This is a genomic window from Mucispirillum schaedleri ASF457, assembly GCF_000487995.2.
Taxonomy (GTDB): domain Bacteria; phylum Chrysiogenota; class Deferribacteres; order Deferribacterales; family Mucispirillaceae; genus Mucispirillum; species Mucispirillum schaedleri.
In genome coordinates, this window is sequence record NZ_CP097562.1 from 2,066,399 (window position 1) to 2,083,091 (window position 16,693).

The 16,693-nt window shown below is 29.9% G+C and carries 19 protein-coding genes and 1 pseudogene; 17 read left to right on the forward strand and 3 right to left on the reverse strand.

From position 1 onward, the window contains the following. Positions 1-170: 170 nt before the first annotated feature. On the reverse strand, positions 171-482 hold the full coding sequence (locus tag N508_RS09655) for a DUF952 domain-containing protein (RefSeq protein ID WP_023276870.1): 312 nt from the start codon (positions 480-482) through the stop codon (positions 171-173). Beyond that, entirely contained in the window at positions 479-2,032 is a 1,554-nt protein-coding gene (locus N508_RS09660; RefSeq protein ID WP_196806270.1) for a leucine-rich repeat domain-containing protein, read from the reverse strand. Before N508_RS09660 ends, N508_RS09655 begins: the two co-directional genes overlap by 4 nt. A 194-nt stretch (positions 2,033-2,226) precedes the next feature. Here N508_RS09660 and N508_RS09665 point away from each other — a divergent pair, with 194 nt between their 5' ends. Then, positions 2,227-2,850: a hypothetical protein gene (locus tag N508_RS09665; RefSeq protein ID WP_023276872.1), complete on the forward strand. Its 624-nt coding sequence runs from the start codon at positions 2,227-2,229 to the stop codon at positions 2,848-2,850. Here the strand turns inward: N508_RS09665 and sfsA are convergent. Continuing rightward, positions 2,847-3,539 (reverse strand): DNA/RNA nuclease SfsA, encoded by a 693-nt coding sequence (gene sfsA, locus N508_RS09670; RefSeq protein WP_023276873.1) that lies wholly within the window; start codon positions 3,537-3,539, stop codon positions 2,847-2,849. The two genes, N508_RS09665 and sfsA, sit on opposite strands and share 4 nt — an antisense overlap. 196 nt (positions 3,540-3,735) lie before the next feature. Between sfsA and N508_RS09675 the strand changes: the two genes are divergently transcribed. The 16 genes and pseudogenes from N508_RS09675 to rpmE all read left to right on the forward strand — a co-directional run bounded on the left by N508_RS09675 (position 3,736) and on the right by rpmE (position 16,623). Beyond that, positions 3,736-3,951, forward strand: a complete 216-nt coding sequence (locus N508_RS09675) for a cold-shock protein (protein WP_023276874.1) — start codon at positions 3,736-3,738, stop codon at positions 3,949-3,951. Positions 3,952-4,151: 200 nt separating this feature from the next. Further along, entirely contained in the window at positions 4,152-4,556 is a 405-nt protein-coding gene (locus N508_RS09680) for a transposase (protein WP_023276875.1), read from the forward strand. Positions 4,557-4,612: 56 nt separating this feature from the next. Then, complete coding sequence (locus tag N508_RS09685) at positions 4,613-5,053, forward strand: IS3 family transposase (RefSeq protein WP_051350820.1); 441 nt, start codon at positions 4,613-4,615, stop codon at positions 5,051-5,053. Between the two features lie 231 nt (positions 5,054-5,284). Further along, positions 5,285-6,640 (forward strand): signal recognition particle protein, encoded by a 1,356-nt coding sequence (gene ffh / locus N508_RS09690; protein ID WP_023276877.1) that lies wholly within the window; start codon positions 5,285-5,287, stop codon positions 6,638-6,640. Positions 6,641-6,701: 61 nt separating this feature from the next. Beyond that, positions 6,702-6,980 (forward strand): 30S ribosomal protein S16, encoded by a 279-nt coding sequence (rpsP, locus tag N508_RS09695; protein ID WP_023276878.1) that lies wholly within the window; start codon positions 6,702-6,704, stop codon positions 6,978-6,980. Between the two features lie 2 nt (positions 6,981-6,982). Further along, positions 6,983-7,213: a KH domain-containing protein gene (locus N508_RS09700; RefSeq protein WP_023276879.1), complete on the forward strand. Its 231-nt coding sequence runs from the start codon at positions 6,983-6,985 to the stop codon at positions 7,211-7,213. 20 nt (positions 7,214-7,233) lie between these two features. Then, positions 7,234-7,749 (forward strand): ribosome maturation factor RimM, encoded by a 516-nt coding sequence (gene rimM, locus N508_RS09705; protein ID WP_023276880.1) that lies wholly within the window; start codon positions 7,234-7,236, stop codon positions 7,747-7,749. After that, complete coding sequence (gene trmD / locus N508_RS09710; RefSeq protein WP_023276881.1) at positions 7,736-9,028, forward strand: tRNA (guanosine(37)-N1)-methyltransferase TrmD; 1,293 nt, start codon at positions 7,736-7,738, stop codon at positions 9,026-9,028. The genes rimM and trmD overlap by 14 nt, the downstream gene beginning before the upstream one ends. 20 nt (positions 9,029-9,048) lie before the next feature. After that, positions 9,049-9,405, forward strand: a complete 357-nt coding sequence (gene rplS / locus N508_RS09715) for a 50S ribosomal protein L19 (protein WP_023276882.1) — start codon at positions 9,049-9,051, stop codon at positions 9,403-9,405. A gap of 100 nt (positions 9,406-9,505) precedes the next feature. Continuing rightward, the gene (gene rplM, locus N508_RS09720; RefSeq protein WP_023276883.1) at positions 9,506-9,937 is read left to right on the forward strand and encodes a 50S ribosomal protein L13; all 432 of its coding nucleotides are present in this window, start codon (positions 9,506-9,508) and stop codon (positions 9,935-9,937) included. 13 nt (positions 9,938-9,950) lie between these two features. Next, a complete protein-coding gene (gene rpsI / locus N508_RS09725) occupies positions 9,951-10,340 on the forward strand; it encodes a 30S ribosomal protein S9 (RefSeq protein ID WP_023276884.1) in 390 nt (129 codons plus the stop codon). A gap of 542 nt (positions 10,341-10,882) precedes the next feature. Next, positions 10,883-12,451 carry a tetratricopeptide repeat protein gene (locus N508_RS09730; protein ID WP_023276885.1) on the forward strand — a complete coding sequence of 523 codons (1,569 nt, stop codon included), beginning with the start codon at positions 10,883-10,885 and terminating at the stop codon, positions 12,449-12,451. 96 nt (positions 12,452-12,547) lie between these two features. Then, a pseudogene (locus N508_RS09740) lies at positions 12,548-13,487 on the forward strand (glycosyltransferase family 2 protein). Next, entirely contained in the window at positions 13,487-13,933 is a 447-nt protein-coding gene (locus N508_RS09745; RefSeq protein ID WP_023276888.1) for a GtrA family protein, read from the forward strand. Before N508_RS09740 ends, N508_RS09745 begins: the two are co-directional and overlap by 1 nt. Then, positions 13,933-15,294, forward strand: a complete 1,362-nt coding sequence (locus N508_RS09750; RefSeq protein WP_023276889.1) for a DUF6020 family protein — start codon at positions 13,933-13,935, stop codon at positions 15,292-15,294. Before N508_RS09745 ends, N508_RS09750 begins: the two co-directional genes overlap by 1 nt. 1,098 nt (positions 15,295-16,392) lie before the next feature. Next, positions 16,393-16,623: a 50S ribosomal protein L31 gene (gene rpmE, locus N508_RS09755; RefSeq protein WP_023276891.1), complete on the forward strand. Its 231-nt coding sequence runs from the start codon at positions 16,393-16,395 to the stop codon at positions 16,621-16,623. The last annotated feature ends 70 nt before the right edge of the window (positions 16,624-16,693 follow it).

Below are 16,693 nucleotides of genomic sequence, written 5' to 3' on the forward strand. Positions count from 1 at the left end.
TAGTTTAAGTAGATTATACACTACTGCAATATATATAATTTAGATTTTTCGCCTATAAAATCAGGCTCACAATGGCTGTATTCTAGGTTTTTTGTGTAAGTCTATATTCTCTTATAATAACATATATAGCTTTGTCTAATATTTTTTGATAAGTTCAGTTTTGCCCTTGTTTATTTTTTATAGTCTGATAGCTTTACAGCCTTAACTACTGCATCTTTATTAATTTCGCCATATATATGTGGAAAATCTTGATTTAATGATTTAGAATATTCCCATTGAATATTAGATAATAATTTATCAGTATCTATAAAAAGCACCATAAAATTCAGGCTGTTTTTTTCAAGGCGTGGTATAATAAGTGGAAACTGCTCCACAGTGCTTGCATGTATAAAATCAGTTTCTACTAATAATTCTTTTCCAAAAACACTTTTTTCTTTTATTTTTTCATAATATTCTTCTGAAACATTAACTATTATTATCATAATCTTTTTTTCCTGCTTTTAAATCCTGCTATTTTATATAATAAAAATATAAAAGCAAGTATAATCACAATATCTCCGCCTGTTGATTTGCCTTTTATGATAGAGCAGCCTGTCCCCATAATAATATCTTTTTCTTTCGCTTCACCATCTGTATTATTATCAAGTGGATTTTCCCACACTTCTCCAGTTATCATATCTACATTTACAATGTTTTCCATATCTATAAAAACATTATCTGGCGGATAATTTTCGCACTGGTTTTCAAAATGCACATCTTGAATATTATATAAATATCTTATCTGCCTGTAATTTGATTCTGGAATACAGTTGTATGTAAACCGCAGAGATAATATATATGTATTTATTTTTATATCTTTTATAGGTGTTACATCTGTAATACTGTTAAAATCAAATATCATACTTTTTAAATCTCTTTTATCTGCTATTGGTGCAATATCTGAAATATAGTTATGTTTAAATGATACTTCACCAAGTTTATTTAAATCTTTTAAAGGCTCTAATGATGATATTTTATTATGGTCTGCAATAATTGTGTGTAGTGCATAGTTTTTTTCAAATGGTTTAATATCTGTTATGGCATTAATAGACATATCAATACCAGAAAGCATTGTCATATTATCAAGAGCTTCTATGCTGGTTATTCTGTTATCTCTAATTGATAAATATTTTAATCCTTTTAATGATGACAGGGCTGTAATATCTGAAATTCTATTTCCCTGCAGAGATAATTGCTGCAAACTTAAAGGCATAAATTTTAGCGGTGTAATATCCGTAATATAATCAGGTCCCTGATAATTTAAAACAAGCTGATAAAGTGGATACATATAAGGAAAAAATTTTAAATCTGTAATATGATTGCCGCTTAAATTTAAAGTGTTAAGCATAGGCAGTCTTGTAAGATATTCTATATTTTTTATTTCAGAGTTAGGTATTTCAAGACGCTGCAGCCGTTTTAAATTACGCAGTGGCATAACATCATCTATTTTTGTTCCTTGGTCCCCCATATCTATAAGTTTTAGATTAACAAACTGCTGCAAGCCTTCAAGGCTTGTAATATTAGGGTCTTTGCATTTAATCATAGTTACTGCTTCAGCTTCAGCACATGATACAGGCCATCTTTTAAAACCTGTAAATTCTCTTACACATTTTTCCAGATTAGTGCCTTTTGGAAATTTTACTAAATCCCATTTATTTTTGCATACACTGAAGTCTGTAGCATTCATAAACATTTCTTTTAGATACCTGACTGTTTCATTATCACATGTGCAGTTTTTGCATGTCATATCAAGCAGGTTATCAAGGTTTGTATCTTTATTACCTGTTATGCTGTTATTTGTATTATTTTTTGTATTAGAGCATGAAGTGCATTTACAGTCTTTTCCGCTTAAAAGTTCTGTTAAAGTTGTATTATCATATATGCAGTTATCGCAGGAACAGTTTCCAGAATTATCACATGAACAGTTTTTACATATATATGAATTCAGCAGATTTACAGTATCAAATACAGATAAAGACTGTGAATAAGTCAAATTTTGTGTAAAAAAAATAAAAAACAGACAAAATGTAACTGCGGAAATAAATTTATATGTTTTCATTAATTTTTTATCGGTAAAAATAAAAAAATATAAAGTGAAATTTCTTGTAATAATCTATTAATCAGTATAGTATATAAAAGGCATAGTTTTTGCTAGTCTTTAAGTATTACTAAATAGTGGAGTGTTATATGAAAAAAGTATATATATTAATAGTTATTTTGCTTGTATCATTTATGTTTTCTTCCTGTGCTAATAAGGCAGTAAAGCCTGTTGTAAATGCTTATACTTTGGAAGATTTTAACTACCCATGTATGAAAATAGATTTTTCTGACCAAATCAGATATATAGATATGAGCACTGTAAAAGAAGATAATAATATTGCCTTATTGTATAATCTTGTAATGCCCGGTTATGAAATCAATGTTATCAAAATGTATGCTTTACAAGGTTCATTCAGCTTAGAAAGTCTGCCGTCTCTTTATGATAACCCATCTAAACTTTTTGAAATAGCAGGCACTGATAATCCAGATAAATCAGCAGTTATAGTCATTGATGATAAAAAGGACGGCATATATTTAAAAGGCTCTGTTGGTTATTTTATCCAGTCAGACAGGGTTGTCCGTGTAGATATAAACAGAGTGATTAAAAAAGCAGGCACTTTTAGATATGCAGGGCTTGATGAATGGAATAACTCTACAATAGGAAAAAGAACATTAGAAAATATGAAAACTATTGTAGAAACAGTATATTCAAGTATTTCAACTACATCATGCCCTAATAAATCAGACTTAAAAAGTAACTGGTGGGATTAAAGTTTAATATTTATCTGATTATTTAAATTTATGGAGTTTTCTGTAACAATACAGTCGTATGCTAGTATTTTTATGCCTTTTGATTTTGCATACTGCAAAGCCTTTCCAAATTCTTCATGAGTTTTATAGTTTGGTGTAAAATATTCTGGGTTTTGCATTTGTATTACAAATATAATATATGTATCAAACCCATTTTCTTTTGCATCTATAAGCTCCATAATATGCTTTACACCCCTTTTTGTTGGTGCATCTGGAAACATTACTATATTATTTTCTTCTAATGTTACACCTTTAATTTCTATAAATATTTTATTATCTGCTGTTTCTGCATATATATCAAAGCGGGATGTTTTATATTTCTGCTCCATTTTTATAAATGTTAATGGCTCATCAATGTTTAATATATTTTTACCATTATGCAGGGCTTCATATACTGCTTTATTTGGTGCAGATGAATCCATATTAATTAATCTGCCATTTTTATTAACTGTTATAAGGTCATATTTAGTTTTTCTGCTGCTTTCTGAAAAATATTCTAAATAAACTTCTGTATCTTTTATTAAAAGCTCTCTGCATCTGCCTGTATTTTTCACATGAACAATAATATTTTTATTATCAATACTGCATTCAGCAATAAACCTGTTAGGTCTGTTTTTAAAAACTGCTTTTACAATATTATTATATATCATAAACTGATTATCCTTATAATTTTTGAATAAGTTATACAGAATTATCATGAATTTGTCAGTATCTTTCTATGCTTTATGATTAGATTATCTTTTTTTAGTAAAAACAATATTAAAAACTTGACATTGATATATAAATTGTGTATTTATATATAATGAGTGTTTATGCTTGAATGTAAATTTTTTAGGGGTTTGTATAATGAGTCAAAGTGGTGTAGTTAAGTGGTTTAATAACTCAAAAGGTTATGGTTTTTTAACTGATGAAAATGGTGCAGATGTATTTGTCCATTTTTCTGCTATTCAAAGCGATGGTTACAAAACATTAAAACAAGGAGACAATGTAAAGTTTGAAGCAATAGAAGGCGATAAAGGCTTGCAGGCTCAAAATGTTAAAATAGTAAGTTCAGCAGATTAGTTGAATATATTACTTTTTTTGCATTAAAATTTTATTTTGACAAAAGATTTTAAGCTGTGGGATTATATATTTCACAGCTTTCTTTTTTATAGTAATTATTATAACATAATTATATATTACAGCAGTGAATAATATATTTAAACTATCTGTCTTTTTTGAACTTACCCAAAAAAGTTGGACGAGCCATATAAGAAGTGTATATGGCAAGAAAATACAGTTATGAGTTTAAGAAATATCTAGTAACAGTCCTAGAAAATGGAATAATGAGTGCCAGTGAATTATCAAGACGCTGTAAAATTCATAAAGGAGTAATATGTAATATCTATAACAGATATAAGCATTCAGGCGAATCAAGTTTACATCATATCTTTACCCGCAATGAATATAGTAGAGATTTTAAATTAAATGTGTTAACTTATAAGGCATCAAATAATTTAAATTATGAGCAGACATCAATACATTTTAATATACCATCATCATCAGTAATATATGATTGGCATAATTTCTGCTGTAATTATAATGGAGATAATATGTCATATAAGAGTCCGAATAATAAACATCTTCACTTTGTAAAAGATATTAATAATCAAGGAAAGCAAGAATAGCAGAGCTTGAAAAAGAGCTGTATTACAGTTTGGATATCCTGTTGTCTGTGAGTAATATGAAAAGAAGCACTTACTATTATAATGTTAAAAAGCCTGCTGCATTAGATAAATATGCAGAAGTCAAGGCATCTATATTAGAAATATATGAAAAGTCTAACAAGACTTATGGTTATCCAAGAATAACAAAGGTATTAGAGAAACTGGGTTATACTTATGATAAGAAGACAGTAGCAAAATTAATGAATGAATTAAATATTTCATCACTAATCAGGGTTAAGAAAAGGTATAAACAAGGCAGAGTAAGTCATATATGCAGCAATAAATTAAACAGAGCCTTTACAAGTGAGAGACCATGTTTAAAATGGGTAACAGATGTGGCAGAGATAAAAATTAATAATGAAAAGGTGTATTTATCAGCAATAATGGACTTGTATAACAGAGAAATAACAGCATACAGCATGAAGATAGATATAATAATACTGCTAAAACATGCTTAAATTTTAAATCTCCATATGAGATTGTTATTGAAAATAAATTATTGCTTGATTTATATTAAGTTAAGATTTATTTTTTACTAAAAGTGTAACATTTGTCCTGTTAGTTAAGAATCTAAAATTACAAAATTTATTTTTTCTCTTGACAAATCAATTAAAGTTATATATAAGAAGTATCCCTGATTATTTTAGGGATATTTTCATACAAAAGAATAGGACGCAGGAGATTGAAACTTGTTTGCGGATTTAAATGAAAAGCTTTCTGGCGTTTTCAAACGTTTAAAAGGGGAAGCTCGCATTTCAGAAGCGAATATTGCAGAAGCTGTTAAACAGGTTCGCATGGCTTTACTGGAAGCGGATGTTAACTATAAAGTTGTGAAATCATTTATATCAGGAGTGCAGGAAGCTGCTCTTGGTGAATCTGTTATTAAAAGTGTATCTCCAGCTCAGCAGTTTATCAAAATTGTCCATGATAATCTTGTGGAAATCCTTGGTGGCAAAGATTATGAGCCATCACTTCCATTACAGTCTATACCACCTACAATAATAATGCTTTCAGGTTTACAAGGTTCTGGTAAAACTACAAGTGCAGGCAAACTTGGCAGATATTTTGCCAAAGATGGTAAAAATGTATTATTAATTGCAGCAGATATTTACAGACCTGCAGCTATTGACCAGCTGGAAGTATTAGGTAAAAATTTAAATATAGATGTATATTCAGATAAATCATCAAAAGATGCAGTAAAAATTGTCCGTGACGGCTTAGAGTATGCAAAAAAAGCTGCAAAAGATATTGTAATAGTAGATACTGCAGGCAGGCTGCATATTGATGAAGAGCTTATGCAGGAAGTTGAAAATGTTAAAAAAGCAGTTTCACCACATTATACATTCTTTGTTGCAGATGCTATGACAGGTCAGGATGCAGTTAATGCTGCAACAGAGTTTAATAATCGTCTTGAAATTACTGGTGTTATTTTAACAAAAACAGATGGTGATGCAAGGGGCGGAGCTGCTCTTTCTATCAGATATGCAACAAGCAAGCCGTTAATGTTTATAGGCACAGGTGAAAAGCCAGACGAATTTGAGCTTTTCCACCCAGACAGAATGGCTTCTCGTATTTTAGGTATGGGAGATATTGTCTCTCTTGTTGAGCGAGCTCAGGAAGTTATTGATGTAGAAGAAGCTGAAATGATGGCAGGCAAGATAAAAACAGGTCTTGACTATAACGATATATTAAAGCAGTTTTCTATGATGAATAAAATGGGCTCCCTTGAAAGCATATTAAAAATGATACCCGGTCTTCCAAAAATCAATAGTGCAGATATTGATGAAAGCCGTATCAAACGCACACAGGCTATTATATACAGTATGACAAAAAGGGAACGCACAAGACAGGATGCTTTAAATGGCAGCCGTAAAAAGCGTATTGCCCGCGGTGCTGGTGTTTCTGTTAATGAAGTAAATAAATTAATTGACCAGCTTACTAATATGAATAAAATGATGAAAAAAGTAAGCCGCAAAGTTGGCGGCAAAACACCAGATATGAATATGAAAGATTTGGCAAAATTAATGAAAGGTATGAAGTTTTAAAGAAATTATAGAATAAAAATAAATAAAAATAGACTAAGTCTATATAAATTAGGAGGCATAAGTGGCAACAAAAATTAGACTGATGCGTATGGGTCGTAAAAAACGCCCTTTTTACCGTATAGTAGTTGCAGATTCAAGAACAAGACGGGATGGTGCTTTTATTGAAATTATTGGAACATATAACCCGTTACCAAATGAGACTGAACTCAAAATTGATGAAGAAAAAGCATTAAAATGGTTATCAGTAGGTGCAATCCCAACTGATACAGCTAAAAGCCTTATGAGCAAATTAGGCATTATTAAAAAATTTGCAGAAAATAAAGTAAAAGCTGGAAAATAAGTATGAAAGAATTAGTTAATTATATTGTTACATCAATAGTAGAATTCCCTGAACAGGTTAAAATTGAAGAAGGGGAAAATGAAAAAGGTAAAGTATTAAAACTCTATGTTGCTGAAAGCGATTTAGGCAAAGTTATTGGCAAACAGGGAAGAACAGCAAAATCTATCCGTTCTATATTAGCAGCAGCTTCTGCCCGTAAAGGCGAACGCTACGGTTTAGAAATTGTTGAGTAATACTTATCAGCAGGTATTATATGAAGTTTATTTCCATAGGCAGAATAGCAGGAACATACGGGCTTGACGGAGAGCTTAAAATTAAGCCGAATACAAGCCATCCTGAACTTTTTGACCAAATGGAATTTTTATTATTAACTTATGAAAACGAGTTAAAAAGGTCTTTGAAAATTGAAGATATAAGGGAGCATAATAATCTTTTGATTGTCCGCCTTAAAGGAATTGATTCTGAAATAGATGCAGCAAAGCTTAAAGGCTTAAATGTATCAATTACAGAAGATATGCTGCCAAAAGCAAATGATGATGAAGTTTACTGGTTTGAAATAGAAAATATGCCAGTAGTCTTGCCAAGTAAAAAAGAAATTGGCAGACTAATAGATGTTATGGAATCAGGCTCTGTGGATATATTCCGCATAGCATTGCAGGACGGCAGGTTTGCACTTATATCTAATAATAAAGACCATGTGCTTGAAATAAATACAGAAAGTAAATATATAGTTGTATCAGAGCAGGGTTTAGTGTATGAAGACTTATAATGTAATAACTATTTTTCCTGAAATGATAGATGCTGTATTCAAGCAAGGTGTTGTATCAAAGGCTTTAGAAAAAGGAATTATCAGTATTAATCCTGTTAATTTAAGGGATTATGCAGAGGGCCGCCATTTAGTTACTGATGATTATCAATATGGCGGTGGAGCAGGTCTTGTAATGAAGCCTGAGCCTATATGTGAAGCCGTAGCTGCTCTTAGAGAAAAATCAAATACCTTTGTGGTGCTTTTAGACCCACGAGGTGTAAAGTTTAATCAAAAGACAGCTGAAAAATTTGCCACAGATTATGATAATATAACATTTATCTGCGGCAGATATGAAGGAGTAGATGAGCGTGTTAGACAGCTTGTTGTTGATATGGAGCTGTCTCTTGGTGACTTTATACTCACCGGTGGTGAATTTGCTGCAATCACTGTAATAGATTCAATTGCCCGTTTAGTCCCGGGGGTTCTTGGAGATGAAACAAGTGCAGATGATGAATCATTCACTACGGGGATGCTTGAGTATCCACACTATACACGCCCAGTTGAATATAAAGGCTTAAAGGTGCCAGATGTGCTTACTCAGGGCAACCATGCAGAAATTTTAAAATGGCGCAGGGATAAAGCTTTAGAGATTACACGAAGAAACAGACCAGATTTATTAGATATTTCTCTGCAAGATATAGAAAGCAGAAAAAAAATATGTGCAGAGCAGAAACGAGGTTTAAGTAAAAAACTTAAACTTAATGTTGCTTTAATGCATTATCCAATGAGAGATAAACAAGGGGATATAGTTGCAACAGCTGTAACAAATTTAGACTTGCACGATATTTCCCGCAGCTGTAGAACATACAGTGTAGAAAAGTATTATGTAGTAACACCAATTAAAGCTCAAAGGGAGATAGCATCAAGAGTTATAAAACACTGGATGAATGGTTTTGGCTCTACCTATAACCCTAATAGAATGGAGGCTTTTGCTCATACTGAGCTAAAGGAAAGTTTTTCTGAAAGCTTACTTGATATTGAAAAACGCCATAAACAGCGTCCATTAATTGTGGCAACAACTGCCAAAGCAAACAAGGCAACAATTACAGCAAGGCAGTTAGGTGTGCAAGCTGAACAGCAGCCAGTTTTATTAATATTTGGAACAGGCTGGGGTTTTGCTGATGAAGTGCTTGAAACAGCAGACTATATTGTGGAACCTATAGAGGGAGTTGGAGAGTTCAACCATTTATCAGTCCGCAGTGCTGTTGCAATACTTCTTGATAGAATTACAGAAATATAAGATATTTCAGGAGGAATAAAATGAAAAACAAAATCATCGAGGCGGTTGAGTCAGAATATATGGCGAAAGTTGTGCCATCGTTCCGCTCAGGCGATACTGTTCGTGTGAACTTCCGCATCGTAGAAGGTAACAAAGAGCGTGTTCAGCCTTATGAAGGCGTTGTTATCAAAATCCATAGAGGAGGAGTAGGCAGCACTTTTACAGTTCGTAAAGTTGTTGGTGATGTTGGTGTAGAAAGAACTTTCCCATTATATTCACCAAGAATAGACAGCATTGAGCTTAAAAGAAGTGGTCGTGTTCGCAGGGCTAAACTTTTCTATCTCCGTGCATTACGCGGTAAAGCTACTCGCATTAGAGAAAGAAAAAAAGGTTTCTAATATTGTATTAGGAAAATAAGGGAAAATTTAATGTTTTCTCTTGACAATGTTTAATATTTTATTTAAAAAAATCTAACGAATGAATGAGGATTTATAAATTATGAAATCAACATGGGCTAAGCCGGGTTCCTTTGAACAAAAATGGTATCTTTATGATGCAGAAAATGTTATATTAGGCAGACTGGCTTCTAAAATTGCTATGACCCTTATGGGAAAAAACAAACCTATCTATACACCATCTATAGATACTGGTGATTTTGTTGTTGTTGTTAATGCTGAAAAAATTGCTACAACAGGTAAATTTAAACCAAAAGATAAAAAATATTACTGGCACACAGGCTATCTTGGTGGTATTAAAGAACGCTCTTATGCTGAAATGATGGATAGAAAACCAGAAGAAGTTCTTCGTCTTGCAGTGGAAAGAATGCTTCCTAAAACTACTCTTGGTCGTAAAATGATAAAAAAATTAAAAATTTATGCAGGTGCAGAGCATCCTCATGCAGCTCAAATGCCTGTAAAAGTAGATATGTAGGAGGAGTTTAAATATGTCTAACTATAACTACGGAACAGGTAGAAGAAAAACATCAGTTTCTCGTGTTTTTATCAAACCGGGAAAAGGTGATATTAAAATCAATAATAAAACACTTGAAGAATACTTTGAGCGTATGACACTTCGTCAAATAGTTTTACAGCCACTTGCTTTATTAAATCAAGAAGGTAAATTTGATTTATATATTACAGTAGCAGGTGGTGGTAAATCAGGTCAGGCTGGTGCAGTTCGTCATGGTCTTGCAAGAGCTTTAGAACAATTTAACCCAGAATTTCGTTCTGAAATGAAAAAAGCAGGCTTTATGACAAGGGATTCTCGTATGGTTGAAAGAAAAAAATATGGGAAACCAAAAGCAAGAAAAAGCGACCAATACTCAAAACGCTAATTGTTTGCAGGTATCCGCTTTTACGATATTCTTTATCATTGCCCTATATGTTTTATTATTCCTCTTGTAAGATATACAGTGGGGCAGGAAGTATTATAAAAATATCAAATTTTATATATTTATGCCATTTGCTTATGCAGGTGGCTTTTTTTATGGAGCAGCATATCTGCGGTTTAAAATAAAGTATTCTACATTTTTTAATATCATGTAAAAAATAAGTGTATTTTCTTATAAAATACTTGCAATTTATAAGCATTGCATATATTACATTAAAGATGGACTTACCCAAAAAAATTAGATTAATCCATATAATTAATCTTATATGGAAATAAAATAATGAATACAGCAATAGCATTTAAGCTGAATTATGTCTAATATTCAGCCTGAATTATAAGCGAAGTATTTAAAAAATGAGATAATTTAAATATATTATGTGTTAATGTAATATAAATAATTTAGATTTGCCTTTAAAATCAGGTGCAGAATGACTTATGACAAAATTTTAGTAAGTCCAAGATTAAGTTAGTATGTGGAGAAAATTAATGAGTCTTATTACAGATACTCTTAATAAAATGAAAAAAGAGCAGGGCAGTGAAGAAAATGATGAAAAAATGATGGCACCTCCTGCTTTGCGTAATGCTGTTATTAATACTAAAAAATATCAGGAATTTGTCAAAAATGCAGAAATTAAAGATATTAATGGCAACAAAGCTCCATTAAAAGGTTTTGTTACTGTAAGTGTTGTTTTATTTGCAGTTATTGTGGCAGCTTTGATTTATTTTCTTAATAAAGAAGATAATACACTTATTAAACATGCAGGTATTGTTTCAAATAATCAGCAGTCTGCACAGGCAGTAAATAGTAGTAATAATGTAAAATCTCTTGGTAAGCCATATAATCCTGATCTCCAAAATAATCAGCAAAAGCAGACAGCAGTATCAGCTGATATAAATAAGAAACCTGCTCCTGATCAAAATATGCAGGGTAATAATAATACAGATACTCAGCCTTTTAATGATATGCAGGGCAGGCAGACTCAAGCTCAAATGGTATCTATGCCTGACAGCCATCAAGAGAGTAATGTAAAAAAAGAAAACACTAAAACACAGGTAAAACAGGATCCTGTTAATATTATTCCTGCAAATCAGCTTTTTATTGTTACACCACAGTCTGCACCAGTAAATAATGAGATTACTGAAAAGCCTGCACAAAGTAATTTATCACCTGCTGTTAATACTAAACAAAATAATAAACCTGCAGCAGAAAAACAAAATATTTCATCTAATGATAAAGCTGAAAATGGAAGTAAAGTAAATTTTGCAGAAATCAGTCAGGAAAATATTAAAAAAGCTAATGAATACACCCAAAAACAGGTAGATGAAGAAAAAGCACGAGCTGAAAAAAATGCTCAGGCAATTCAAGAAAATTATGCAGTTAATAATCAAAATTCATCGCTTAATAAAAGCAGTATAAAAGATTATGCAGATAAAATAGAAATAGCAGAAGTGAAAGCTATTAAAACAAAAGACCCGTCAGGCACAGTTTCAGCAAGCACAATTTCATTATATAACCAGTATGTAACAACAGGTAATAAAGCTAAAAATGAAGGTCAGTATGAAAGAGCTATAGAATATTATACAAATGCTCTTGCTTTGAATAAAAATGATGTATTATCAGCAAATATTGCAAATATGTATTTAGAGTTAAAAAATCCTAATATGGCATTTCAAGTGGTAGTGAGAAACGGAATGACAGATGCTAAATTAATCAGCTCACTGGCTGTCCGTATGGTTAATTCTAAATATTTTCTTGAAAGCAGTAAATTATTGCAGTATGCAAACACATTAGAAAAATCATCATATATTTTATTTGCCAATGGTTACTATTCACAATCACAGGGTCAGTATGATGCTGCTGTCCAATTTTATAAAGATGCAATGGCTGTAAATCCTGCTGATGTAAGTTCAGCTTATTATGCTGCTCTTTGTTTTGAAGAGCAGGGTAAAAACAGTGATGCTGTGGAAATGTATAAATATATTATCAATAACAGCTCATCACCTGAAAATATGAAAAAACAGGCATCATCAAAAGTAAAAAAACTTGGCAGTTAATTTTAAAATAAATTAAAAATAGTAAATTTATTGCAATAGAAAAAGATATATGCAATATTGTATCAATAATTTTATATTAATAAATGGAGGTCTCTTATGGATAAGGTTGCAGTTTTAATTCCTTGTTATAATGAAGAATTGACTATTGGTAAAGTTGTAAAAGATTTTAAAACACATTTACCTGAAGCAGTTATTTATGTTTATGATAATAATTCTACAGATAAAACTGCAGATATAGCAAAAGAACATGGAGCTATTGTAAGGTATGAAAGAAAGCAGGGTAAAGGCAATGTGATGAGAAGTATGTTTCGTGATATAGATGCAGAATGTTATATTTTAGTAGATGGTGATGATACATATCCGGCAGAAGCTGCTCCAGAATTAGTATTTGCAGTTACTGAAAACGGGGGGGGGGGATTTAGTAATAGGAGATAGATTATCTTCTACATATTTTACAGAAAATAAGCGTCTGTTTCATAATTCTGGTAATGTGCTTGTAAAAAATCTTATAAATAAATTTTTTAAAAGTAATATTAAGGATATAATGACTGGATACAGAGGGTTCAGTTATGAATTTGTAAAAACATTTCCAGTATTATCGCAAGGCTTTGAAATAGAAACAGAAATGACCATTCATGCACTTGATAAAAACTTTTCTATAAAATCAATACCTATCCAATATAGAGATAGACCAGAGGGCAGCCAGTCAAAATTAAATACATATAAAGATGGTTTTAAAGTAATTATGATGATATTTAATTTATATCGCTTATATAAACCATTTCAATTTTTTTCATTATTTGCTTTGTTATTTTTAATATTGTCAGTTGTATTTTTTATTCCAGTATTTATAGATTATACCAAAACAGGTATTGTACCAAAATTTCCATCATTAATAGTATCAACAGCATTATTTGTAGTAAGTGCACTATCATTTAGTGCATCATTAATACTAGACAGTGTGCGAAAGAATGGAAGGCAGCAGTTTGAAATATTTTTAAATATGGTTAATACATTAAAAAAAGGAAATAAATAATGAATTTTATAAGTAATATTATTTATTTCTTTATGAATAAAGAATTTATGATTTTTCTTTTAATAGGTTTTTTTAATACCCTTTTTGCAATGATATTAACTTATTCAATGTATAATTTGCTGCATTCAGGGTATTATATATCTTCATTTACAGGCACATTTAGTGCAGCAGTGCTGGGGTTTTTCTTAAATAGAAGGATTACATTTTCATCAAATTGTAAAATATTTTCATCAATGGTGAAATTTTTTACAATTATATTATTAAGTTATATTGTATCATTTACACTATCTCATAAATTATTTTTATATATTTTTACTGCATTAAATTTTGATTTATCAGTAAGTATTATAGAGCAGACAGCAATATTATTTGCTCAAATTATTTTTACATTGCTGAACTTTGCAGGTCAAAAACTGTGGACATTTAAAAACAGGGGCAGAATTTAATGAAAATGTTTTTTAAAGCAAATAATTTATTAATTTTAAAAATAATATTAACAATATATACATTGTATTCATTAAAATATTTTTATCGTTTAAAGCATATAGAATCAGAATTTTATATGAATATGACATTCATATTTATTATTGCAGCAGTTTATTTATTGATTAATTATGCAGTAAATTTATTAAAAAATGGAATAGATAGAAGATTACTTATAATATCTTTAATAGTGGGTTTATATTTTGCATTTGCTGCAGTGCTTGGAGCATATTATGAAGGAGCTGTAAAAGGTGAAAGGTATGCTGAAGTGTTAGATTTTACACTTAATGACTTTACAAACTCAATGATATATATTCCAGCTATATGGTTTTTATTTTCAAGCTGCATATTTTTTATCTATATTCAAATCCCAAAAATGTATAATAATTATATAAACCAAAATAGTTCATATACAGAAATGCCAAAAATGTTTAATTCTATATATAAAATATGGCTTTTTATTTTTATTTGCTGGCTGCCGTATTTTATTTTACTGTATCCCGGATATTTATATTGGGATGCAGGTTCGCAAATATCTCAGTTATTTACAGGCAGATTTAATACTCATCATCCTATACTAACTACATTATATATGTATTTTATATACATATATTATAAAATATCAAATAACGGTATATTAAGTATAGCTTTATTTATAATTATTTTTCAAATGATACCGTTATCTTTTATTTATGCTTATATGATAAATAAATTAAATAAGATATATAATGTAAATAAAATGACAGTTGTATTTTTAATATTATTTGCTGCATTATATCCTGTTAATCCTGTAATATCCATTATAGTTGAAAAAGGAATATTATTTATATTTTTTTTAATATTATTTATTGTTAAAATAATAGAATTAGTTGAAAATATAGAGCTAAAAGGGCAGAAAAAATATTTTATACAGCTTATTATTATAGGAATTATACTATGCCTTTCAAGGAATAATGTTATTTATGGATTTATTATTGTTATGCCAATTATGTTACTGTTTGCAAAAAGGTATAGAAAATATATATTTGTATCATTTGCAGGTATTTTTATTGGATATATACTTTTAAATACTGCAATTATTAAAATAACAGGTGCAAATAAAGGTGAATTTAGAGAAAGTATGTCTATGCCTATACAACAGCTTGCAAGAGTTTATAAATATCATAAAGATACATTAAATGCAGATGAAATTAAATTTATTGAAAAAATTGTAAAAAATAAAAATGATTTGAATAATTATCTGCCAAAAAGAGCTGATAATGTAAAAAACTACACAAATTCACACTTTTTTAAGACAAAAGAATTTATAACAGGTTATATGTAGCTTGGTTTAAAATATACTGCCAGCTATTTAAATTCATTTTTAATTATGTCAAGTGCATTTTTATATCCTTTTAATAATAGTTTATGGTTTGAAGGACTGCATATAGTAATTCCAAATAATAAATTTATAAATGCCAGCAAATCAGATTATTATAAACATAAAAATAAGTTACTAAGTTCTTATTTGTCAAAAACACAGAGTTTTGTAAAACAAAATAATTCAATGTCAGCATTTATTTTAGTTAATCAAAGTATATTATTTTATATTCTGGTTTTTGCATTTATTTATTTTATATATAAAAAAGTATATAAGAATGCTTTTATACTACTTATCCCCTTATGCTATGCAGCTACATTATTGTTAGGTCCTATAATTTATTTTAGATATACTTATTATTTAATGGTTATTTTTCCTATTATTATTATGATGCTTGCAAATAATAATATGGATTTATCTAAAAATTTTATGCAGCAGTAATTTTGAGCCTGATTTATGGGCGAAAAATCTAAATTATATATATTGCAGTATAGTATAATATATTTAAATTGTCTTATCTTTTTAGTTACTTCGCCTTTCAGGCTCAGTATAACATAATCGCAACAGCTACTATCATTAATAAGTTGTTTTATACTCATAGTTATTGTGTTGAACTATATATAATTATCACAATAATTCACATATTGTCATTTTGAGCCTAATTTTTAAAGGCGAAAAATCTATAATTATATATGTGATACGGAAACAGGATCAGAACAAGCCGTCTGAAAGTAAGCGACTGGAGCATTTACTGTGACCAAGTGTTATTTTTTAAATTCAAGGGGAGTATATTGTGCGACGCAAGGACTTTCTGATCAAGCAGTGATGGAATGAAAAGTTCGCAGCTGGAAAGTATTTTTTAATAAAGGATAAATAAAGCGAAAAATCTAAATTATATACATGGATTTACTAAAAAAATCATAAAGATACTTTACTGTGATACTGAAAAGTGAGAATATTAAAAAAATATCTTGAATTTTATATTATATTGTGATATGAGTATCTACTTTATAAAGGACTATGACGGTCAGAAACCGTCAAATATAATAAGGAGCCCTAATAATGAAACAAGGAATTCATCCAGATTATCATGAAGTAGTATTTAAATGTGCATGCGGAGCAGAGCATAAAACTCGTTCTACTACTACTAAAACATCTATTGCAATCTGCTCTAACTGCCACCCATTTTACACAGGCAAACAAAAATTTGTTGATACTGCCGGCAGAGTTGAAAAATTTATGCGTAAATACGAACAGGCACAAAAACAAGCAGATAAAAAAGGCAAAAAATAGTTTATTTTATATAATTACAGCTTATAATATTTATAGGCTGTATTTATATTCATTAGTATTAAGCAGGAAA